The organism is Nodosilinea sp. LEGE 06152 (genome assembly GCF_015207525.1).
In the GTDB taxonomy this organism is placed as follows: domain Bacteria; phylum Cyanobacteriota; class Cyanobacteriia; order Phormidesmidales; family Phormidesmidaceae; genus Nodosilinea.
Genome location: NZ_JADEWR010000007.1, coordinates 221,227 through 242,493, shown reverse-complemented (window position 1 = coordinate 242,493; position 21,267 = coordinate 221,227). Strand labels below are relative to the sequence as shown.

Here is a 21,267-nt window from a genome sequence, read left to right as displayed (position 1 = left end):
TGAGGCCGTTTCCCTTTAAGGTTGCCTCTGAGCTTACAGCAGCGTTGGCATGGTGTCGTCGTGAGCCGCGTTGGGCTTGTTGGTAATCCAGACCGACTGATAAGGCTTTAGCAAATAGGCCATATCCAGGTCAGGGAATTTGTCACCGCTGATCAAATCGTACCAATCGTCAGTGCTGACCAGGTTGAGATCACTCAGGTGTAACTCCTGGGGCTGATCGCTCAGGTTGTGCACCGAGAAAATGCTCTGATCGCGGGTCAGGCTTTGCCGCCAGAAGGCGAACAGCGCCGGGTTTAGCGGGTGCAGCGTGTACTGGGTAGCGTTGGGGTGAAACGCTGTTTGCTGGCGGCGAATTTTGATCAGGCGTTTGAGTTCGTTGAGCACCCTGGCGTGGGGAGTGGTTGGGTCAGACAGGGCCGTTTCCAACGTTTTTAGATCCCACTTATAGCGGTTGATGGTGCGGTTGTGGCCGGTTTCGTCTACACCTTCGGTGTAGTTGTGGGTGGCCAACAGACTGTGAATGTAAAAGGCCGGAATCCCCTCCAGCGCCATCATGATGGTCTGGGAGCAGAGAAAGCGCTCTACCTGCCACTGGTCTTCGCCCTTGACCGTGCCCTTGAGAGCGTCAAACAGCGAGATGTTGATCTCGTAGGGCGATTCGGTGCCATCGGGGCGACTGCGCATGCTAATTCTGCCGCCAAAATTCCGCATAGCGGCGATTAGCTGCTCGTACTCGTCGGCCGCCAGCAGCCCCTCGGCAGGGCGCATGCCAATACCGTCGTGGGAGGCGGTGAAGTTGAAGTAGGCGCAGCCAATGGGGGCGGGCGGCATGCTCATCATCCAGGTTTTGAGGTGGTCTGAGCGGCCCTGCATAAGCGCATTCAGCAGCAGCGGCGGCAGGCTGAAGTTGTAAATCATGTGAGCTTCGTTGCGGTTGCCGAAGTAGCTCAGGTTCTCCCGGTTGGGCACGTTGGTTTCGGTAATCAGCGAAATGCCGGGGTCAACCAGCTGCAAAATTTCGCGAAACAGACGCACCACGGCATGGGTTTCGGGCAGGTGCATGCAGTTGGTGCCGTGCTTCTTCCACAAAAAGCCTACGGCGTCGAGGCGAATGTAGCGTGCCCCAGCCTCCACGTAGGCCAGGATGATTTTGACGTACTCGATCAGCACGTCAGGGTTCTCAAAGTTGACGTCGACCTGGTCAGCGCTGAAGGTTGTCCAGACATGCTTTTCACCCTCGGTAGTCTCGACCGGGGTCAGCAGCGGCGAACTGCGGGGGCGCACTACCTGCGATAAGTCTTCTTTAGGGTCGGCAGTGATGAAGTAGTTGCGGCCGGGCAACTCGTTTTGCTTAAACTGCTCAAACCACTCGTGCTGGCTGGAGATGTGGTTAATAACCAGGTCGGCCATCAGGTTAAAGTTGGTGGCAATGCGCTTGATATCGGCCCAGCTGCCCAGCTCGGGGTTGACTTTGAGGTAGTCGATAATGGCAAAGCCATCGTCAGAGCTGTAGGGGAAGAAGGGCAGAATGTGGACGCCTGTAATCGTGTCGTAGAGGTGGGTTTCGAGAAACTCGGCCAGTACTGACAGAGGAGGGCGATCGCCGTCACAGATGGTGTCGCCGTAGGTAATCAGCAGAACGTTGTTGTGGTTCCACTTTTTAAGATCTTCGCGGCCAGAGGGGCACAGCGTGTCTTTGATCAAAGCAAAAATTTCTGTGGTCAACCGTTCGGCGGTGTCGGGAGGGTAAACCCTCTCTAGCAGAGGTTTGATGTTGTTGGTCACGCGACAAAAGGGGGGGCTATCTACGGCGATATCTAGCTTATTTATAGAGTAATTTGAAGCAGTCGTTTGACCCGCGAACTCCGGGTGCTGCCCAGATGCAGATTGCTTAGTACGGTTTTTAGCTACGGTCATATCAACCTACAGTTTTCGATAATTGTTTACGGTAGTCTGGGCATCAAAAAGTAGCCGCCGGTAGAAACCTCTACCCAACAGCAGCTTTTGATGCCTCTGGATTAATAGGGACGATTGTTTTCCGGCTGGTAAAGCCGGCTGAACCAGGATTTTTGTAACCATTGACCTTGGGCAGCATGGAGGCTGTTTAATCACCTATCTGTGCCCTTGGCAGGCAAAGGCACAAATGATGCTTAAAAGGTTCCCGCTAGCTTTAGCCCAAGAGACTTAGGTGAATGACTAATGGTGAGCCCTGGAGCAGGCCCTGAAACTCATGGCCCAAACTCCACAGACGCCGCATAACTTTAGTCAACCCCCTGGCAACAGGTCTAGATAGGTGCGAGGGCGAAGGTAGGCAGTGACTACGATCGCGTTGCGTTCCCTGCGATAGTTCTGATGGTGGCATAGGCAAACAGCGAACATCAGGGGTAGCCTGCGAAGTTCATCGCTTTTTAGGTATTTCCCCGATGTCTTCACAAAGGCTTAAGCACAGGTTCTCTAGCCTCTTAGACGTATAGCAACGGCTAAGGTCTGGCGATCGCGCCTGTCCCATCTTTAAGCCAAGCAAAACTGACCTCCTGCAGGTTGACTGCTGCTGCACTGGACAAGCGGCACTGGTCCCGTTCGAGCCAGTTTAGCCAGGGGCAACCGATCGCACCAGGGCAGTTCTGTCAGATAGGTGAGGCTATGGCTAGAGTGCGACCGTCTTTAAAGCCAAAATTAAGCGCCTGTTACGGAGCTAACGTTACAGCAATTATGAATGCAGCAGAGCGTTGTGATCGCACCCAAGCATCTAGCAGCGATGCCCTCCGAAACAGGAGGTTTCAGCAACCTCTCCTAAAGAAATCACCTATGGCATGCAGCCATTCATGCCACCTAACCACGCTTTTACCCGCTGCCAAAACCAATTCTTGTTGTCGCCGCAAAAGTTTAGCAGTACACTGAGAGCAACTTAGCTAAGGCCTTGACCTACGGTCTTTGAGCATAGTGTAAAGCGTGTATGAAGTTGATATATGTTCGTTTCAACTTTCAATAAATCATACTTCTACGCCAACATTTATCAGCCGCCGCTGAAAGGGCTACGACTGGCTCGTTTAAGCCTGGTACGGCTGCCTGTCTCAACGGTTAGATTCGCAGGCGGCTTGACTCCCCCATAACCCAGTCACAACGTGCTAAGCGCTTTGCCAGCCAGAGTTGACGTCGTGCAGAGCTTCTTAGCAGCTTGAGCCCTTCAGATTAAACCCATTCAGCAATCGGGATAAGTTAAGCCGAGTTGTATCGGTTCTTTCCTTCACAGCTGCTTTTTTCTTTGGCTTTAAGCTGCTAGCACTCTAGAGCAATAATCTATAGCTATTGCACAGGTTTTTTGTCGCTAAGGGCAGAAAATACTACCGCTTTGTCACAAGAGCAGCAGTAGATCTAAATGTGCATGACAAGGATTGTTGGGTGTGAGGATAGGATGCCAACCTCAGCTCGGAAGCTAGGGTTTTTCCGCAGGTAAAACTTCGCTTCTGAACGTAGCTTTGGTTTAACAAACTTGAACCAAAGCTACTGCTGTCTTCGCTCAAGTCATAGTCAGCCTAGATTCAGAAGTTGATATTGGCAGGCCAAATTGCGTATTTAGAACAGAACTCTACTTGATTGGTCAGGTTTTGCTTATGCAATTCCTACTTACCAGACTCGTTCCAATTTAGTTTTGAGAAACGGCTTTTTTGTGAGGTAGCGCTGCCCACAACTCAGTTTAGCCAGAGTTTATTGAATTCTAGGAGTTGCTGAAATGACTGTTCAAGAAAAAGCGACGATTGAAAACCCTAAGCAGCAGCCAGTAAAAGTTTTATCCAAACAATCGCCAAAAGGTTCGTTAGGGAGACTAGCGTTCCTGCTGCTTGAGCCGATCCCTCGTCCGTTAGGGACGGCGCTAAGAAAGTTTACTTACCCCCTTCTATCGGGGGAATGGGGTAAAAATCCTTACATTCAGGCTTGGGTTGAAATTCTGGGTGCTGATAATATTGCTGTCGGTGACAACGTTAGAATCCTCAGGAATTCTATTTTAAACTGCAATTTTGAGAATAGCCTGCTTAGGTTAGGCAACAACGTCTCCCTCGATCGAGGTGTTAGCATTCGGTCAGGCGATAACTGTACTATTGATATTGGGGATGATACCTACATAGGCCCTTACTCCTGTTTATCTGGACCCGGCCACGTCAAGATTGGTCGTGACTGCATGATTGCATCTATGGTTGGCATCTATGCCAATCAGCACCACCATGTTGGCTCTAGTGAAAAGGGCATCACTATCGAAGATAAGTGTTGGATTGGCAGCGGTGCCAAGGTTTTAGACGGTGTCACGATCGGCTACGGCAGCGCTGTTGGTGCTGGGGCCGTAGTCACTAAAGATATTCCTCCCTACTCTGTAGCTGTAGGTGTGCCTGCTAAGGTTTTGGAAAACCGGAAAACCCACCCTGACGACTAGCGTAAATTGCTATTGCGTTGGGGTTGCTGAATGCAGGTTGAACCAGAAGTTCAATGCCTCTCGTAGGGGCAAATGACCGTTTGCCCTTACCCAAATTTATGCCTCAGTTTAGCAACCCCATTGCGTTAGTTCAGTGAATAGGAAGGCGTGATTAAATTGAAACCTTCGTAGGATAAGCAAAGCAGCGCGTGCCTATCCTACGTTTAATTGCAATTGCTGATTTAGTTGATCAGTCGAAGCAGTCAGCTTTGGTGAAGCATCTACAGAAATGCCTCCTGCTGAGCTGCTAGCAGTTGTTTCACGCCCAGTTCTCCTACCTCTAGAATTTGATTCATCTGCTGACGGCTAAAGCTGCCTTCTTCAGCAGTGCCCTGCACTTCAATAATATTAAGGCTCTCGTTAAGCACTAGGTTGAAGTCTACGGCGGCAGCCACATCTTCGTCGTACTGCAAATCGAGAAAAACGTCATCTTCAATCAACCCCACCGATACGGCGGCGACGCTGTGTACCAGGGGCGATCGCGCCAGCATTCCCTGCGCTACTAGACTTTGCACCGCGTCCACAAGGGCCACATAGCTACCTGTAATCGAGGCTGTGCGAGTGCCTGCATCGGCTTGAATCACGTCGGCATCTACTAGCAGAGTGCGCTCACCCAACCGCTCAAAATCTAGGGTCGATCGCAGGCTACGCCCAATCAGGCGCTGAATTTCTTGGGTGCGGCCCGACAGCTTCATAATCTCGCGAGGCTGTCGCTGGGGAGTAGCCCCAGGCAGCATGCGATACTCCGCCGTTAGCCAGCCCCGGCCCGACCCCTGCAAAAACCGGGGCACGCCCTCTTCGACTGAGACGGTACAAAGCACCTGGGTATTGCCGCACCGAGTCAGCACAGACCCCGCTGAAAAGGTCGTAAACTGGCGCTCAAAGCTGACAGGACGCAGCTGATGGGGTTGTCGCCCGTCTGGACGTTGCCAAACCATACAAGATGCCTCAGGTGATGCCGATTTGCCCTACCTAGAATACAGCACCCGATCGCGGTCGGCCCGGTTTTTCAGCTTCCTTCTAGATTGGCCCCAGACCGTGGCAGCGCGGGCCTCGGCTCCCTGTAGTGCGCTTGCACCAATGAATACATATAGAGTAATTCGTCGATTCATTTGGGGGAAATCACGCTATATTTAGCCCAGCCATCAGGCCTACCCAAAAGTCGGTAGCTTACTCCAGGCTGCTCTACCCTTGGTGTAGGTGATGGCACCCCCTTTCGTTGCCTCTGCTGTAATTGCCCATGGTCTCTCAGCTCCAGCCGCTTTCCCTGAGCCCATCTCCTACCTCTATCGTTCGGCATCCGCTTTTGCAAACGGTAGAGGGCACGGTGCAGGTCTTCACCGCCGTACACCGCAATTTCTTTACCAATGTTATGGTGCAGGCGATGCGCAGCGCCGATCAGGGAAAGGCCGTGCTCATTGTGCAGTTTCTTAAGGGTGGCATTCACCAGGGGCCGACTCAGCCTATGCAGTTTGGCCAAAACCTCGACTGGGTTCGCGCCGATATGCCCCGCTGCATTCACGGCCCTGAGGTCAGCCCCAGCGAACGGGATGCGATTAAAGACCTGTGGGCTCAGACCAAGGCCGCGATCGCTAGGGGCCGCTATGGCCTTGTTGTGTTGGACGAACTCAGTCTAGCCGTCAACTATGGTCTGATTCCCACTCAGGATGTGGTGGATTTTCTGCAGCAGCGCCCGCCCCAGGTCGATGTTATTTTGACTGGCCCCGATATGCCAGCACCGCTGCTCAACATCGCCGACCAGGTGACAGAATTTCGTCGTAATATTTTGCCCTAACCCCTCAAGCACCCATTGCCATGATTAAAAACGACGCCTGGATTGCCAAAATGGCCAATGAGGGCATGATTGACCCCTTTCAGCCCTCCCTGGTACGGCAGCTAGATCAAACTGACAAAAGCTTGGGGCAACCCGTGATTAGCTATGGCTTATCGTCCTACGGCTATGACATTCGCCTTTCTCCAGCTGAGTTTAGAATCTTTCGCCACATTCCTGGCACCGTGGTTGATCCGAAAAACTTTAGCCCTGCTAACCTGGAGCCCACTGAACTAAAAACTGACGCCAGCGGTAGCTACTTTATTCTGCCTGCCCATTCCTACGGGCTAGGGGTGGCCCTCGAAAAAATCTCTGTTCCCAATAACATCAGCGTTATTTGCATTGGTAAGTCAACCTATGCCCGCTGCGGCATCATTGCTAACCTCACGCCCGCCGAGGCCGGTTGGCGAGGTCACCTCACCCTTGAGTTTTCGAATTCCTCCAGCGCCGACTGCCGAATCTACGCCAGCGAGGGAGTAGTCCAGCTTATCTTCTTTGAGGGTGAACCCTGTCAGGTCAGCTATGAAACCCGCCGGGGTAAATATCAAGACCAGGCCGAACAGGTTACCCTGGCGCGAGTTTAGGCACCTCGGTTCAACTTGCTAGCTCAGCATTTTAGAGACGTTAGGGGTTCACGTCGCGATCGCTCTGGCTGAGATAGAGCAGCACAAATCCGACGCAGCCAATAAAGCGAAAGGCGGGCTGCTGCCCATTCCAGTCGACAGACTGCCACATCGTAAACCACTCTCCAGCCACCACCATAAAGCCCACAAACCAAAATAAGAAGGCCAGGGTGAGGCCATAGAGCGCTAGAGTCTTGGCCTGGTCAAAATCTATGCCACGGCTAGGTACGGCCTGGGCCAGCCTTACGGCCCCCGCTAGGCAAAGGACTGCAATGGTGGTTTCTGTAGCAATAATGACTCCGTAGAAAGCCTTTTGCAGCCCTGGAGACGCGATCGCCCGCCAGGTCAACTGGCTGTCTGGAAAGACCGTGTCCATACTCAGCACGTGCTGAATATATTTGAAGTTGGCGTTATAGTCGGTCAGATTGTTGATCACAATGACCAAAGCGAGCAGGCCAATAGCCGCAACCAGAAGGGTTTTCGAGATCCGTACCGCCATAAAATTAGACAACCTAGTTTAAAGCTCAGGTCAGCACTACCGTAGGAGCACTCTTGCCATTGAAGACCATTTTTGAAACTTTGCAGGGCGGCTTGGTGGTATCGTGCCAGGCCCCAGTTGACTCGCCGCTGCACAACGCTTCGGTCATTGCCGCAATGGCCGAGGCCGCCCTCAAGCGCGGAGCTGTTGGGGTTCGCATTGACACCCCCGCTCATATTCAAGCTGTGCGATCGCGTTGCGACAGCCCCATCATCGGCCTGTGGAAGCAGGTCATACCTCCCTCGGCGGTCTACATCACCCCGCAGTTTCACCACGCCGAGGCTGTAGCCCAGGCCGGTAGCGACATCATTGCCATCGATGCTACCCAGCGCCCCCGTCCTTACGGTGAGACCCTGGCCCAAATTATTCAGCGTATCCATGACCACCTAGGTAAAGCCGTCATGGCCGATGTTGACACCCTTGATAACGCCCTCAGGGCGGTAGAAGCGGGGGCAGACTGCGTTGGCACGACCCTCTACGGCTATACCGAAGATACCCAGCACCACACGCCGCCAGGGTTTGATTTGCTGAGCACAATGGTTGCCCAATGCCCTGTCCCGGTCATTTGTGAAGGGGGCATCGCTTCTCCAACTCAAGCCCGTCAGGCCTTGGAACTGGGTGCTTTCGCTGTTGTCGTTGGTACCGCTATCACCGGGGTCGATAATTTGGTAACGAGCTACCTCCAAGGTATCGGTCATATTTAAAAAGCTGGGGCGAACAAGACAAAACCTGTTCACCCCAGCTTTTTTACCCCTTGAAGAGGGTTTGAAAAGGGCTACATGGCCGAGCCTACACCAGCATAGGCACCATAGAAAAATAGACCAACCACTACCAGCACACCCGTGCCGGCAACGGTTGCCACAATCCACAACGGAATCCGTCCACTCTGAAGCATAACCTCGACCTCCTACTGATTTTGTAAAAACATCAACACAGCTTAAGCAAACGGCTAACGCCGCATCAGCAAAAAGCCTAGCCTAGTTAAAGAAGTAGCTAGAAAATAGCAGACCTAGCACAAAAACCATCAGCAGGCCCAAAAATAGGGAGGTGCGGTTTAGTTCTACCGGTTGCTTATTAGGATTTGGAGTACGGTCCATGGGTTTCTCTTATCGTTGAATAAACTGCATTGCCGCGATCGCTCCCAGAAAAAACACACTGGGCACCCCTAGGGTATGAACAGCTAGCCAGCGCACGGTGAAGATCGGGTAAGTAATCTGCTCGTTAGGAGAATTGGTTTGCATAGGTTCAATCAAACGTTGGAATAACTAAAGTGTTATCGATTCGAGAACATGTCGATCTGATCCTTCGCCTCAAAGCGATCGGTCACAATCGGCAGCTGCATCTGGTTATCCGGATAATAATCGTTGGGTCGGGGGGTGCCAAAGGCATCGTAGGCCAAGCCAGTGCTGACAAATAGCCAGCCCGCAATAAACAGCATAGGGATAGTAATGCTGTGAATAATCCAGTAGCGAACACTGGTAACGATATCGCCAAAGGGGCGCTCCCCTGTAGAACCTGCCATATCAACGTCTCCTCTCTGAACACGAAGAATCTAATCTAATCATAGAGAACCCCGGAAACCCTAACAAGCTATTTCAGCTAAGATCTCCGAATTTTTCCTAAACGGTCTCAGGGCGATACCTGAGAATAGTGCCTTGCTGTCCCAAAATGAAGCCCATCTCAGGTCCCACAAACTTCACCCTGTAGAAGTTTGATGGCACATCTTCCACCGACTTGTCCTTGTACCAAGTTTGACCACCGTCAAAACTGCACAGCAGGTTGCCACCGCCTCCCGTCACCCAAACTTCACTAGCGGTACGAAAGGCCATATCAAGTAGCCCCCAGCTCGTTCCAAACTCAGGGCTAATCGCGTCAGTAAAGTCGTCGGAAGCACGAGAGTTAGAAAACCTTACCTGGCCACCCCGGGCAATGACCCAGAGCTTGCCGTCTTTGTCAAAGCCCATATTCTGCAAGCGCCTAGAATTCTGACGGTTGTGGGGAATCCACTGGTCCTGCCCCATTGCCCAGGTTGAGTAAAAGTTGCCCCGCGAAGATACCGCTACGTAGCGACCATCCTCAGAGCGCACCATGTTGCGCACAACCCCAACTGCGCCTTGAACCAACGCTTTCCAGGTGCGTCCACCGTCTTCAGTACGATAGATGGCACCAATATCGGTAGCCAGTTCAGCTGACTTAGGCCCAACCGCTGTAATCAGAAAAGGTGTGCCTGGCAACTCTTTGCTCAAAGGCACATTCTCCCAGGTCTTGCCGCCGTCGCCCGTATGCAAGAGCACCGACGGAATACCCGTTACCCAACCTTCGTTCCCTGCAAAGTCAATGGAAGTAAACGTGTAGGGCTGATCTCCCAGCGCTAGCTCTCGCACCTGCCAAGTATTGCCGCCGTCCTGACTTTCCAGCAGCGTGTTGCGACTGCCCACAATCCAGCCGTGGCTGGGGTCCTGGGTAAACGCCACATCCGATAGGGTAGAGTCAACCGGCACCTGAATCGCTTCCCAGGGATGCACATCTGCGTCCGCTAAAAAATAACCAGAACAGCCAGTTGCCAGGGCCACAGCCACTAGCATGACCAGCCCTCGTTTTAACCAGTTAAACGCAGCGTGCATAAGTAACTTGTATCCGTACTTGCTAAACAACACTCAAATCACAATACGTCGGTTGGTGTACACCGACAGCTGCTCCTCGCCACAGCAACGTCCTGCTGTTAACCCGGCTAGAACGCTCGTTACGCTACTTCAAGCCGTAGAGACTGATAAAAAACAAGAAGCCCATAGCCAGAGCGCTAAAAATTAGAATGTTCTTCTGCCCAGGCGTCAAGCGATTGACCCCCAGGCCGTAGTTCAAATTTTCCTTGAAGCCAGACGGCGAGCCAGCCGGGCCAATATTGCTGAACTGTTTCTTCGGGGCACTACACACCGGACAACGCCAGTTCAAAGGTAAATCTTCAAAGGCCACGCCCACAGGAACCTTAGCCTGACTGTCTCCCTTCGTCGGCTCATACGAATAGCCACAGGCTCGGCACTCGTAACGATCCATGTCTTGAGGAGAAAGAGCAACTGCCCTAGCAGCATCTCCCTTGGAGATTTCTGATCCTTCAGGCATTTCTACATCCACTGATTCTGGTGAATTAGCTGTAGGCTCAGATTCAGTACTCATAAGACTCAGGCACCTTAAATCCAACAAGAGCAAGCTGGGGCGATCGCCGCACCCTCTAGTTCACCGACATACCACTAGCCCACAGGCAGTAGAACGTTCGTTGTAAACAATTATGACATAGTCAGGTCATCACTCTCATTTTGCCTGGCGTCTCATTGGCACAATGCTTGGCGGAATGGTTTCCTGGCTGCGTGCTAATTACTCCCCTTGTACGGGCTTTTCCGTTAAAGTGTCTTAAGATGACATCTGAGCCTGTGGGCTGTTGAGATCTAAACTCAGGCTATACGCTTGAGTGCTAGCCTTTCGCAGTGGTGAACTCGTGTTCGTTTTATCCGGCTACGAATACTTCCTGGTCTTTCTCTTGGTGTCTTGTCTGGTGCCCGTAGCGGCTCTAACGGCATCAAGGCTCCTGCGCCCTGTCAGTCGTGGGCCAGCGCGCAGAACTACCTACGAATCTGGCATGGAGCCCATCGGCGGAGCCTGGATTCAGTTCAACATTCGCTATTACATGTTTGCTCTAGTCTTCGTCATTTTCGACGTAGAGACTGTGTTCTTGTACCCCTGGGCCGTAGCTTTCAATCAGCTGGGCCTACTAGCCTTCATCGAGGCACTTGTTTTCATTGCTATTTTAGTTGTTGGTCTTGTGTACGCCTGGCGTAAAGGAGCCCTGGAATGGTCTTAAACTCCGCTGCAGCTAGCGATAAGGTTTCCCTGGCCCCCGGAGAGAGCCTGATTAACCCCTCAGCCCCTCCTGCAATCACCCATGGGCTGTCGGAAAACGTCATTCTGACGACAGTCGATGACTTATATAACTGGTGTCGGCTGTCCAGCTTGTTCCCGTTGTTGTACGGCACAGCCTGTTGTTTCATCGAGTTCGCCGCCCTGATCGGCTCTCGATTCGACTTTGATCGCTTTGGGTTGCTGCCTAGGGCTAGTCCTAGGCAGGCAGATCTAATCATTACGGCTGGCACCATCAACATGAAGATGGCTCCAGCCCTGGTCAGGCTTTATGAGCAAATGCCTGATCCAAAGTACGTTATTGCTATGGGTGCTTGTACTATCACCGGCGGTATGTTTAGCAGTGACTCTACCACTGCGGTGCGTGGTGTCGACAAGCTAATTCCCGTAGATGTTTACATCCCTGGTTGTCCACCTCGACCTGAAGCCATCATTGACGCCATCATTAAGTTGCGCAAGAAGGTGGCTACCGAGTCGATGCAGGATAGGGCGTACACTCTGCAGACCCACCGTTTCTATGAGCGCAGCCATGCTCTTAAGCCAGTACCTCCGATCCTGACGGGCCAATACCTACAGACTGGTACTCATGCGATGCCTCCGAAAGAGCTTATGGAGGCGATGGGCATGCCAATACCCGAGGCAATTGCCGAGTTTGCTCCTGAAGAGAAGGAAAGTTAAATGGCTGAAGCAGAATCTCAAGCATCCCCACCTGAGCAATCATCTACACCCGGTTCAGAAGCCGGGGCTCCCCTGGCTGAAGCTGGTGCTGTTTCAAGCTGGTTGACAGAAAATGGATTTGACCACGGGCTAGCCCCAAGAGATCACTTGGGTATAGAAGTGATCTCTGTGTCTCCTCAGTTTCTTATTCCAATTTGCACCGCGCTGTACGCCTACGGCTTTAATTATCTTCAGTGTCAAGGGGCCTACGATGATGGTCCTGGTAAAGAGCTGGTGAGTTTTTACCATCTCATCAAGCTGGACGATAATGCCGACCAGCCAGAGGAGGTTAGGGTAAAAGTGTCTTTGCCCCGCGATAATCCTCGAGTGCCTTCTGTTTACTGGATCTGGAAAGCAGCCGACTGGCAGGAGCGCGAGAGCTACGACATGTACGGCATCGTTTATGAGGGACATCCTAACCTTAAGCGGTTACTCATGCCTGAAGACTGGGTTGGTTGGCCGCTTCGCAAAGACTACATTTCTCCCGACTTCTACGAACTTCAAGACGCCTATTGATGCGAATCTGAATCTGATTTAGGCTGAAAGCCAACCTAATGAGTCAACCGTGTAAACTGACTCGCTAGGTTGGCTTTTCCCTTAAAATCAGGTGCTTGTCTGAGGTGAACTGTCGGTATGGTATCTGGAAAGCTGCTTTTGGGCGCTGTGATAGCTGCTTCCCCTACTTGGGTACCCTAGTGTTTTAAGAGCGATTCTCTCTAGCATTACAGAATCGTCATCATTATTAAGACAAGGCTAGGTGATTCTACCAACCGCCCCCGCTCTCGCCTTCTTAGGATATGCTGACTCAAAGGGTTGTGCGTCTATATTAAATTAGATAGGTAGTTATACGAGTTCTTGACTCATATTTAAGCTCTACCAGCTGTTCACCTATTCACAATTGGGAAACCTTGACCACATACCGCTGGCTCATGCTCTTAATCGAGGTTTTGGGTTCTGCTAGGGTATCTCGGCCAAGGCAACCTCTCCCTAACCGCTTCCGTGAGTAGACAGACCGTTTTCAGACGTATTTCATTTCTATCCGTCTATGACTAGTAAGACCTACCAAGATTACGTTGAAGAAATTGACCTGCAACGCTATTGGCTTGTGCTCAAACGGCGATGGCTTCCAGCAACTCTTGTGCTAGGCACTTGTGTAGCAGGTTCGGTATTTGTTGCCCTGACGCGAGAACCGGCCTACAGCGCGGAGGGCACCATACTAGTAAGACCAGACCTGACGCCGACACTGACTGGAGTCGGGAGAGATCTGCGTGAACTACCTATTTCTATAAACAACCTACAAAATCAAAGTTCTGTTCTATTGTCGACTGCAGTCATGCAGTCTGTTATTGACAACTTAGATCTTACAGATGATGAGGGCTTGCCTCTAAAGCCAACAGCCCTGAGTAGCAAAATAGAAGTAGAGTCCGCCGAACAGGCAGATATTCTACAGGTTTCCTATAACGCGGATGATCCAGAGGAAGCTGCTGCGGTCGTCAACGCGGTGATGGATGCTTATCTAGCCAGAGATGTTCTCAGCAATCGTCTAAAAGCCGCTACAGCTCGCGAATTCATCGAACGACAACTTCCAATTGCTGAAGCTGATCTTGATCGCGCCGCCGCTGCACTACAGCAGTTCAAAGATGCTAATGGAATTGTTGTACTCGAAGATGAGGCTACTGTCGCAGTCACTGAGATTGCGCGGTTAGATACCCAAATTCGTGATGTGTCCTCTACGCTCGCCAGCGCTAATACCCAGGCCAGCGAGCTACAAGAGCAACTGTCTATTCCCCTTGCACAGGCCAAGCAAATTGAAACTCTAAGCCAGTCGACGGCTGTTCAGCAGGCATTAGAAGACTTGCAATTAGCCCAAGCTGAGCTAGCTAGCCAGCGCAGCTTGTACCGAGACACACACCCTACAATCATCAATTTGGAGCGCCGAGTTGCGTCGCTGCAAAGCCTTTTGAGCGATCGAGTCGAAGAGATTGTTGGCACAACGTCTCTCTCTGGTCTTGGCAATTTGCAAATGAGTCCCCTAGATCAGCAGCTCACTACAGACTTGGCTACAGCAGAAGTCAATCGCTCTAGTTTGGCTAGTCAGCTTCAAAGCTTAGTCGAATCCCGCAATCGCTATGCTGAGCGAATTCAGGCCTTTCCTGCCCTTGAAAAGCGCCAGCTCGAGTTAACCCAGCGTTTGCAAGCAGCCCAGCTGAACTATGAAAATCTTTTGGCTGCTTTTCAGCAGACGCAGCTAGCTGAAAACCAAACCGTTGGTAGTGCCGAGATTTTAGAAAGAGCAGAACCTGCCGAGGGAGCCGGCAGCTTACTTATTCCTGCTTTGGTGGCTGGAACTTTCGTTGGTAGTTTGTTGGGTGTTGCTTGTGCGTTCTTCTTAGATTTGGTCGATAAATCAGTCAAGACCGCTAAAGACGGGGAAATGCTGCTTGGCTACACCTTGCTAGGTTTGGTGCCTAAGTTTCGCTCCAGAGGTAGCGATGGCTCAACGACTTACTTGGCAAGTAGGCTAGGTACATCAGGTCTCTCTGCCTATATTCCGGCTTTAGATCGAGACCAGCCAATGGTTTCCGCCGCCTTTCAAATGCTGCAGGCAAATCTAAAGTTTACTAGTTCAGACACGTCTCATCGCATCATTACCATTACCAGTTCAGTTTCTGAAGAAGGTAAGTCTGAGGTTTCGGCTAACCTGGCGGCAACTTTAGCCCATTCAGGCAAGCAAGTTTTGCTGATTGATGCCGATCTACGATCGCCTTCCCAGCACCACATCTGGGATGTCGTTAACCGAGCTGGACTGAGCCAAGTACTGATTAGAGAAGAAACTCAGCAGGATGTGACCCATCAAGTCTTTGAAAATCTTACCCTAATGACAGCAGGGGCTCTTCCTCCCAATCCCTTGGCTATACTAGATTCTGAACGGATGGCAGACTTACTGCAGCAGTTAAAGCGCCAGTACGATTACATCCTGATTGATACCCCTCCCCTGCTAGGAGCAGCAGATGCTGCCGTAATGGGGCGGATGTCAGATGGTGTTTTGCTCGTTCTAAGGCCTAGAAAGGTCGACTCTGCCAATGCTCTAGCGGCTAAATCCTTCTTGGAGCGCTCTCAAGCCAATGTCTTGGGTGTAGTCGCTAATGGAGTAGATATCAACAACGAGCATGGCGACTACGTGTCTCGTATTAGAGCCGGCGAATACGGCAAAGTACCTCTCTCAGAAATGCAAACAACGGTTCGTTAGACTTATTTCTAAGACTATGAAACTAGATAAACGTTCTATTGCACTACTTTCGCTCTCAGCTGCACTAGCTCACAGCTGTCTATGGAATGTGGGACCAGTCAAGGCTCAGCAATCCACAGAGTTTAACCCTTCGGCTATTGAGCTACCAGACTCCCAAGACATTAATACTCCAGTTATTAATCTGCCGGGTTCCGAAGCGCCTGGAAACTACGTTCTGGGCTCTGGAGATCAAATTGCAATTGAAGTGTTCGGATACGAGGAATTTACCGGCTCACGGGTAGTTTTACCCGACGGTACCATGCCTTTCCCATTTCTGGGATCTATTCAGGCCGGAGGGAAAACCGTTGACGCTTTGTCTGAGGAAATTACACAAGGGCTCAATGCCTATCTGGTAAACCCAGTCGTCAATGTTAGCCTAACAGCCCTGCGCCCAGTGGTGGTTGATGTCGCTGGTGAAGTTTATCGCCCTGGCCCTGTACAACTGAGTAGTTTGACGACCGCTCAAACACAGCTAGATGTAAACGCACGAATTACCGCAGCTACTACTACACCTACTCTATCCTCAGCTCTGGTATCTGCAGGAGGCATACGTCGCACCGCAGATATTCGTTCAGTTATTGTGCGACGACGGCTACCCAATGGTGGAGCACAAGACATCTCTGTAAACCTGTGGAACGCAATTTCGAGTGGCGGACCAGGGGACAATTTGGTGCTCAGGGATGGTGACTCTATCTTTGTCCCAAGAGCACAACTTGGGGCAGAGATAGACCCGGCATTGGTAGCCAGTTCGAGTATTGCCCCAGATAATGTCCGGGTGCGAGTAATTGGGGATGGTGTTGTTCGTCCAGGGGAAGTGCAGGTGCAGCCAAATAGCTCTGTAGCTGGCGCGATCGCTGCGGCAGGAGGGCCAAATTCCGATGCTGCCCTCCGCGAAGTTCGGCTCGTGCGGCTTTCAGAAACCGGTCAAGTTGAAGATCAAAAAGTCGATCTTTCTAGTTTGGTGGATAACTACCAAATTCAGGATGGAGATGTAATTCTGGTACCCAAAAAAGGTTACTTGGTTGGCATCGACAATGTTGGCCGTGCTCTATCACCGCTCCTTGGTCCGCTTGGAGCCGTTTTAAACATTTTCAACCTGTTTAACGACGACTAGTAGATTTTTGGTCTGCGCTGTCCTTGAAAGTTTGGAAAAGCAATCTAAAACAAATAGCTAAATACGACTTCTTTTTGTCAACTAGGTGATACTAGAACAAGGAAATAATTAATGTAGAGCTTCAACTACTTCACAGCTGAAACTAACGTCCAAAGTTAAATAGAAATTTGCGAGCCAGTTTGACGACTCTTACATCAATCAAGAACAGTAAACATAATAGAGGATGAAAAAGCCCAAAAGCTTAGCAGAGGAAATTCATGAAATATAGTAGGGCTGAATACAATCTTCCCTATCCTGTTACATTTGTACTTAAGTATCCTGAGAGATGGCCTGAGTTATTTTCTGAATCATCAACTCTTGATCCTGCTTCACTACATGCGCGAATTAAGACTAACGAGGATTGCTGGATTGTCACCACTTATTTATATCTAAAGAGTAAAGAACTTGATGTACTAATATCTGACAAATTTACGCCTGGTCAGATCAATGTAGTTAGTTCCTTAGACTACAGTGCGAAAGATCTGGCTTTCAACTCTTTTGTCGTTGGAACTCGCAGTGATGGGTTCAAGCCATCCCTCTGTGACTTCGTTATAGTGCAGAACAGGTTTCAATTAGACTCCGAAACGGATGCATTTATTCCCCACTGGCCCCAACCAGGCCTAATCCCTAGGTCTCAAAAGAGGGGAAATATGATAGAAAATCTTACCTTTAAAGGCAATGCAAGAAATTTATACGAGCCATTTCATTCTTCTGAATTTAAACGAGAGTTAGAGAAACTTGGCTTAGATTTTAGAATTAATGTTGGTTCTGCGCAAGGAACCGTTTCATGGCATGACTACAGTACTGACGACTTAGTTTTGGCTGTTCGGGATCTTACTGAAAGCGACGTCTTAGTTAAACCTGCGAGCAAACTAGTCAATGCTTGGATCGCTGGGGTGCCAGCTTTACTTGGCCCTGAACCAGCTTTCCAAGACTTTAAACAGTCAACTTTTGACTACATTGAGATTAAGTCAACACAAGAGGCGCTTGAAGCAATCCAAAAGCTCAAGTCAAATCCTGATTTGTATCGCAGAATGGTAGCCAACGGGTTGAAACGGGCTGAGGAATTCACAGTAGAGAATATGATTAGGAAATGGGTTGAAGTGCTGTCAGGGCCCATAGCTAATCAGTATAGACAGTGGAGAAAAAAAACAAAGTTAGAACGAATGACCAATTTTTTATTGAGATTTCCTCAACACAAATTTTCTATGAGAGAGGCGACCTACCATCGCTCCCATGGAAAATACATTATTTCGGGTCGTTACGTATAGCCATGTATCAGAGGCGGCATTAGAAGTATTGAATGGAACTGTAGGTTACTTCTTGTCAATCTCCCTGAAGATAACGCAACAATGCTCAATGAGGTACTCAACTAATTGGTGAGGGATCTTCTAACCGTCTAATCCTTAGTTTGTAGCCGTATAAGCCACGTCGACCTTTTACCGGTTAAGACTACAACTGTTTTGCTAATCCCTAAACGGCTTATTACAATTAGCCAACTTACCTTAGCCCTATGGAAGCTCAGAATCCCAGTTTTGGTTTGGATAAAATCTCATCGCAAAATAGGCTGGATTTTGCAGAGAAAGCATTCACAGTTTTCTCTTTGCTCTTTTTTATGGGGGTGTTTGGCTTTGGGCCTGACGACTCTGAAACAGGTGTTATTCCTAGTTCAATAATAACCCTAATTAGATATAGCACTTACGCAGTTACCTTACTGTTGTTAGCATTTCGCATCAATAATACGCTAAAGACTGCTCTCAGCAATAAATGGGTTTTGTGCCTAGTCTTTTTTATTAGTATTTCTTTTTTGTGGTCTCAAGATCCATCCACAACAGTGAATGTTGTTTGGAAAGAATTGATTCCAATGTTTTTGCTAAGCCTCTACATGGCATCTAGATTTACAATCGAGCAGCAGTTCAGTTTAGCCATCCAAGCTTTATTGATAGCATTCTTTTTTAGTATTCTTTTGGCAGTTGCCATGCCAAGTATAGGTATTCATCAAACTGGCGCGTATGCAGGAAGTTTGAGAGGAGCTTTTGGCGATAAAAATAGGTTTGGGGCAACTGCTGCCACATTGTTGGTAACACTATTTATGTTGACAAATTATGCAGAAAAAAAGCAGAGATGGACTTTTGCACTGTTGATTTTCTGCTTTGCCATTCTCATGATCAGCAGTTCTCTTACTGCCCTAGTTTTATCTGTGGTAAGCTTGCTTTTGGTGTCACTCTATCAAAAGTTCAGGTGGATAGGAAAGAAGTCTGTACTTTTGGTTAATCTTTCTACTTTATTTTCAATAAGTTTTTTCTACGTGATTGTGTCTAGCTGGATTGAAATCCTTACCTTTTTCGGCAGGGATCCAACACTTTCCGCACGTACCCTAATTTGGAATTATGTTATAACCACTAAAATTCCACCTCACCCGTATCTTGGTTATGGAAAAGGAGCTTTTTGGAGTTCGGAAAGGCTAATATCCGGTTTTGAGTATGCGGCGTTTCATATTCCAGCACATTCACACAATGGCTTTTTAGATTTAATCCTAGAGGCTGGTTTGATTGGCTTTGCGCTATTCCTCATAACATGGTTCATAGCTTACATAAGAGCTATTAGGCTGGCATATAACTTTAAAAAAGCATCCTACCTATGGCCGGCCATCTTTTTGTCAATGATGATTCTGTTCAATCTCTTCGAAAGTTATCTGATCCTATTTCCCAACATAAATTGGGTACTATTTATTGCAATAGCCTTGTCACTAAGTCAAAAGCCGTTTTGTCTAAGGGCATCAAATTAACTGTCCATTTCGTGTTGACTAAAGCCTAAGATCGAGTTTGTTATTTTGCCTTTATGGATCCATGCTCAACTTCTTGGAGGCTTTTTAAGTATTTTGAAGTATCAGGAAAAGCTGACTTTGTCTGCTAGTAGTTTTGAGGAATAAATTGTGGCTCTCTTTCAAAAATTCTTATACGTTTTTTCTGGGAATCGTCGTCAACTCCTTTTTCTGATTCTCATATTCCTGCTTACGTCGATTTTGGAAGCTTTCGGCATAGGCTTACTTGGACCTTTTCTAAATTTAGCTGGGGATCCATCGAAGGTCGTTCAGGACAGTCGTATTTTTACATGGGCTTATCAGGCTTTTGAACTTTCGGAACCCTCTGATTTGGTGGTTCGGTTCGGTTTCTTTATAATTGTTGTATTTATACTTAAAAGCATCATTTATTTCTTAAGTAAGCGTTACTCGTACAAGATCCTTTTTTACCAAGTAGCTGTTATTCAAGAGCGTCTGTTTGATACGTATATTCTTGCTCCTTACGACTTTCACTTAACTCGAAATACAGCAGACTATACAAACAAGATAGCTGGTGAAGCACAAAGATTTGGGTTTATGTTTGCCCTGCCAATGGTGGAGTCGTTTTCTCACATAATTTTAATTGTGACGCTCCTAGCACTAATGGCAAGAACCAATATTTTGCTTTTAGTCACTTCATTGGTCTCTCTTCTGCCTGCGTTCTTGGCTCTTTCCTTTTTAATGAAGCGGCTAAAGACTTGGGGCCGCCTATCTACTATTGCCCGTGAAGAAACCATCAAAGCCGTTAATCATGGATTGGGAGGTATCAAGGAAACTCGGGTTTTTGGCTGCGAAGATTACTTTCGCAAGGATCTTAAACAGCATGTGTATCAAGAAGCTAAACTCCAAGTCCTATTTCAAAGTGCTCAATATATTCCTAGGATAATGATTGAGGCTCTCTTGGTAATTGCCATCGTCGGGTTCATATGTGCTTCACAGCTATCGGCAGACCAAGATTTTCAGTCTACTCTCTCTAGCATGGGCGTTTTTGCTGTTGCATCATTACGTTTAATTCCTGTTGCTAGTAACTTGGCCCAGTGCATTGGTAGTCTACGTAACTCCTCACATACTCTTGATGTTGTTTACTTGGATTTAAAGGATATTGAAGACGAAGGTTGGAAAGTGCAAACAACTTCTCTTCAGACAATTGATACTAACAAGGCTTCAAAGTCAAAGCCGACACCAAGCTACTCTACAGACTTGAAGATCACTGATGTCATTTATCAATACCCTAGCTCCACTAAGCCTTCTTTAACTGGTATCTCTTTGGAAATTAAGAAAGGCGAGTCTATAGGTTTAATTGGAAAGTCTGGAGCAGGAAAAACAACTCTGGTTGACGTAATACTTGGTCTTCTAACCCCGCAGCAGGGAGATATCTTAGTCGATGGACAGTCCATCTACAAAAATTTGCCAGAATGGCGAAATTTGGTGGGTTACATTCCTCAGTCTATCTTCTTGACTGATGACACCATCGAAAAAAACATTGCCTTTGGGGTTCCAAGTAATCAGATTGACCAAAGCCAGTTGTGGTACGCAATCAAAGCAGCTCAGCTAGACTCCTTTATTGCAGACCTGCCTGATGGAATCGATACTTCTGTCGGGGAGCGAGGTGTAAGGCTCTCAGGTGGTCAACGTCAGCGCATTGGAATTGCTCGGGCTTTATATCATCAAAGAGAAATTTTGGTGCTAGATGAGGCCACGTCTGCTTTGGATAATGAGACTGAGCAGTTAATCAGTAATTCGATTAGGGCTTTGGCTGGGTCTAAAACCTTAATTATTATTGCTCACCGCCTATCTACTATCGAACATTGCGATCGCATTTACGTACTTGAGAAGGGCACCGTAGCTCGCTCTGGAACTTACGCTGATGTCGTTCTTGCTCCTCAAGCCTAAC

Annotated in this window: 21 protein-coding genes; 12 read left to right on the top strand and 9 right to left on the bottom strand. The window is 48.9% G+C overall.

Going from position 1 to position 21,267, the window contains the following annotated elements:
* Window positions 1-33: 33 nt before the first annotated feature.
* Window positions 34-1,785 (bottom strand): alpha-amylase family glycosyl hydrolase, encoded by a 1,752-nt coding sequence (locus IQ265_RS12170; protein WP_194053819.1) that lies wholly within the window; start codon window positions 1,783-1,785, stop codon window positions 34-36.
* Between the two features lie 1,948 nt (window positions 1,786-3,733).
* On the opposite strand from IQ265_RS12170, the gene IQ265_RS12165 reads away from it, so the two are divergent.
* Window positions 3,734-4,429, top strand: a complete 696-nt coding sequence (locus tag IQ265_RS12165) for an acyltransferase (RefSeq protein ID WP_194053818.1) — start codon at window positions 3,734-3,736, stop codon at window positions 4,427-4,429.
* 260 nt (window positions 4,430-4,689) lie between these two features.
* On the opposite strand, the gene rph is transcribed toward IQ265_RS12165, so the two are convergent.
* Window positions 4,690-5,406 (bottom strand): ribonuclease PH, encoded by a 717-nt coding sequence (gene rph, locus IQ265_RS12160; RefSeq protein ID WP_194053815.1) that lies wholly within the window; start codon window positions 5,404-5,406, stop codon window positions 4,690-4,692.
* A gap of 302 nt (window positions 5,407-5,708) precedes the next feature.
* Here rph and IQ265_RS12155 point away from each other — a divergent pair, with 302 nt between their 5' ends.
* Together IQ265_RS12155 and dcd are read left to right on the top strand one after the other, a co-directional pair.
* Window positions 5,709-6,263, top strand: coding sequence for a P-loop NTPase family protein (locus tag IQ265_RS12155; RefSeq protein WP_194053813.1), 555 nt, complete (start codon window positions 5,709-5,711; stop codon window positions 6,261-6,263).
* Window positions 6,264-6,283: 20 nt separating this feature from the next.
* A complete protein-coding gene (dcd, locus tag IQ265_RS12150) occupies window positions 6,284-6,883 on the top strand; it encodes a dCTP deaminase (protein ID WP_194053811.1) in 600 nt (199 codons plus the stop codon).
* A 40-nt stretch (window positions 6,884-6,923) separates the two neighbouring features.
* Here dcd and IQ265_RS12145 read toward each other — a convergent pair whose 3' ends face one another.
* Window positions 6,924-7,421: a DUF2165 domain-containing protein gene (locus IQ265_RS12145; RefSeq protein WP_194053809.1), complete on the bottom strand. Its 498-nt coding sequence runs from the start codon at window positions 7,419-7,421 to the stop codon at window positions 6,924-6,926.
* Window positions 7,422-7,480: 59 nt separating this feature from the next.
* Between IQ265_RS12145 and IQ265_RS12140 the strand changes: the two genes are divergently transcribed.
* Window positions 7,481-8,164, top strand: coding sequence for an N-acetylmannosamine-6-phosphate 2-epimerase (locus tag IQ265_RS12140; protein WP_228037830.1), 684 nt, complete (start codon window positions 7,481-7,483; stop codon window positions 8,162-8,164).
* 71 nt (window positions 8,165-8,235) lie between these two features.
* Here IQ265_RS12140 and IQ265_RS12135 read toward each other — a convergent pair whose 3' ends face one another.
* From IQ265_RS12135 to IQ265_RS12110, 6 genes are all read right to left on the bottom strand, one after another.
* Window positions 8,236-8,355 carry a photosystem II reaction center protein J gene (locus IQ265_RS12135; protein ID WP_071527210.1) on the bottom strand — a complete coding sequence of 40 codons (120 nt, stop codon included), beginning with the start codon at window positions 8,353-8,355 and terminating at the stop codon, window positions 8,236-8,238.
* Between the two features lie 82 nt (window positions 8,356-8,437).
* Window positions 8,438-8,557 carry a photosystem II reaction center protein L gene (locus IQ265_RS12130; protein WP_106867133.1) on the bottom strand — a complete coding sequence of 40 codons (120 nt, stop codon included), beginning with the start codon at window positions 8,555-8,557 and terminating at the stop codon, window positions 8,438-8,440.
* Between the two features lie 9 nt (window positions 8,558-8,566).
* Window positions 8,567-8,701, bottom strand: coding sequence for a cytochrome b559 subunit beta (gene psbF, locus IQ265_RS12125; RefSeq protein WP_194053805.1), 135 nt, complete (start codon window positions 8,699-8,701; stop codon window positions 8,567-8,569).
* 32 nt (window positions 8,702-8,733) lie between these two features.
* Window positions 8,734-8,982, bottom strand: coding sequence for a cytochrome b559 subunit alpha (psbE, locus tag IQ265_RS12120; protein ID WP_106867131.1), 249 nt, complete (start codon window positions 8,980-8,982; stop codon window positions 8,734-8,736).
* Between the two features lie 97 nt (window positions 8,983-9,079).
* Window positions 9,080-10,084 carry a photosynthesis system II assembly factor Ycf48 gene (locus IQ265_RS12115; protein ID WP_194053803.1) on the bottom strand — a complete coding sequence of 335 codons (1,005 nt, stop codon included), beginning with the start codon at window positions 10,082-10,084 and terminating at the stop codon, window positions 9,080-9,082.
* 124 nt (window positions 10,085-10,208) lie between these two features.
* On the bottom strand, window positions 10,209-10,634 hold the full coding sequence (locus IQ265_RS12110) for a rubredoxin (protein ID WP_194053801.1): 426 nt from the start codon (window positions 10,632-10,634) through the stop codon (window positions 10,209-10,211).
* Between the two features lie 319 nt (window positions 10,635-10,953).
* Between IQ265_RS12110 and ndhC the strand changes: the two genes are divergently transcribed.
* From ndhC to IQ265_RS12070, 8 genes are all read left to right on the top strand, one after another.
* Window positions 10,954-11,316, top strand: a complete 363-nt coding sequence (gene ndhC / locus IQ265_RS12105) for a photosynthetic/respiratory NAD(P)H-quinone oxidoreductase subunit C (RefSeq protein WP_194053799.1) — start codon at window positions 10,954-10,956, stop codon at window positions 11,314-11,316.
* A complete protein-coding gene (gene nuoB / locus IQ265_RS12100) occupies window positions 11,307-12,050 on the top strand; it encodes an NADH-quinone oxidoreductase subunit NuoB (protein ID WP_194053790.1) in 744 nt (247 codons plus the stop codon). The genes ndhC and nuoB overlap by 10 nt, the downstream gene beginning before the upstream one ends.
* Window positions 12,051-12,605: an NAD(P)H-quinone oxidoreductase subunit J gene (locus tag IQ265_RS12095; RefSeq protein ID WP_194053788.1), complete on the top strand. Its 555-nt coding sequence runs from the start codon at window positions 12,051-12,053 to the stop codon at window positions 12,603-12,605. It abuts the gene before it with no gap.
* A 529-nt stretch (window positions 12,606-13,134) separates the two neighbouring features.
* Window positions 13,135-15,339, top strand: coding sequence for a polysaccharide biosynthesis tyrosine autokinase (locus tag IQ265_RS12090; protein WP_194053786.1), 2,205 nt, complete (start codon window positions 13,135-13,137; stop codon window positions 15,337-15,339).
* Window positions 15,340-15,355: 16 nt separating this feature from the next.
* Window positions 15,356-16,492, top strand: a complete 1,137-nt coding sequence (locus IQ265_RS12085; protein WP_194053774.1) for a polysaccharide biosynthesis/export family protein — start codon at window positions 15,356-15,358, stop codon at window positions 16,490-16,492.
* 257 nt (window positions 16,493-16,749) lie between these two features.
* On the top strand, window positions 16,750-17,802 hold the full coding sequence (locus IQ265_RS12080; RefSeq protein WP_194053772.1) for a glycosyltransferase: 1,053 nt from the start codon (window positions 16,750-16,752) through the stop codon (window positions 17,800-17,802).
* Window positions 17,803-18,044: 242 nt separating this feature from the next.
* Entirely contained in the window at window positions 18,045-19,319 is a 1,275-nt protein-coding gene (locus IQ265_RS12075; RefSeq protein ID WP_194053770.1) for an O-antigen ligase family protein, read from the top strand.
* Window positions 19,320-19,466: 147 nt separating this feature from the next.
* The gene (locus IQ265_RS12070; RefSeq protein ID WP_347404954.1) at window positions 19,467-21,266 is read left to right on the top strand and encodes an ABC transporter ATP-binding protein; all 1,800 of its coding nucleotides are present in this window, start codon (window positions 19,467-19,469) and stop codon (window positions 21,264-21,266) included.
* Window position 21,267 lies beyond the last annotated feature (1 nt).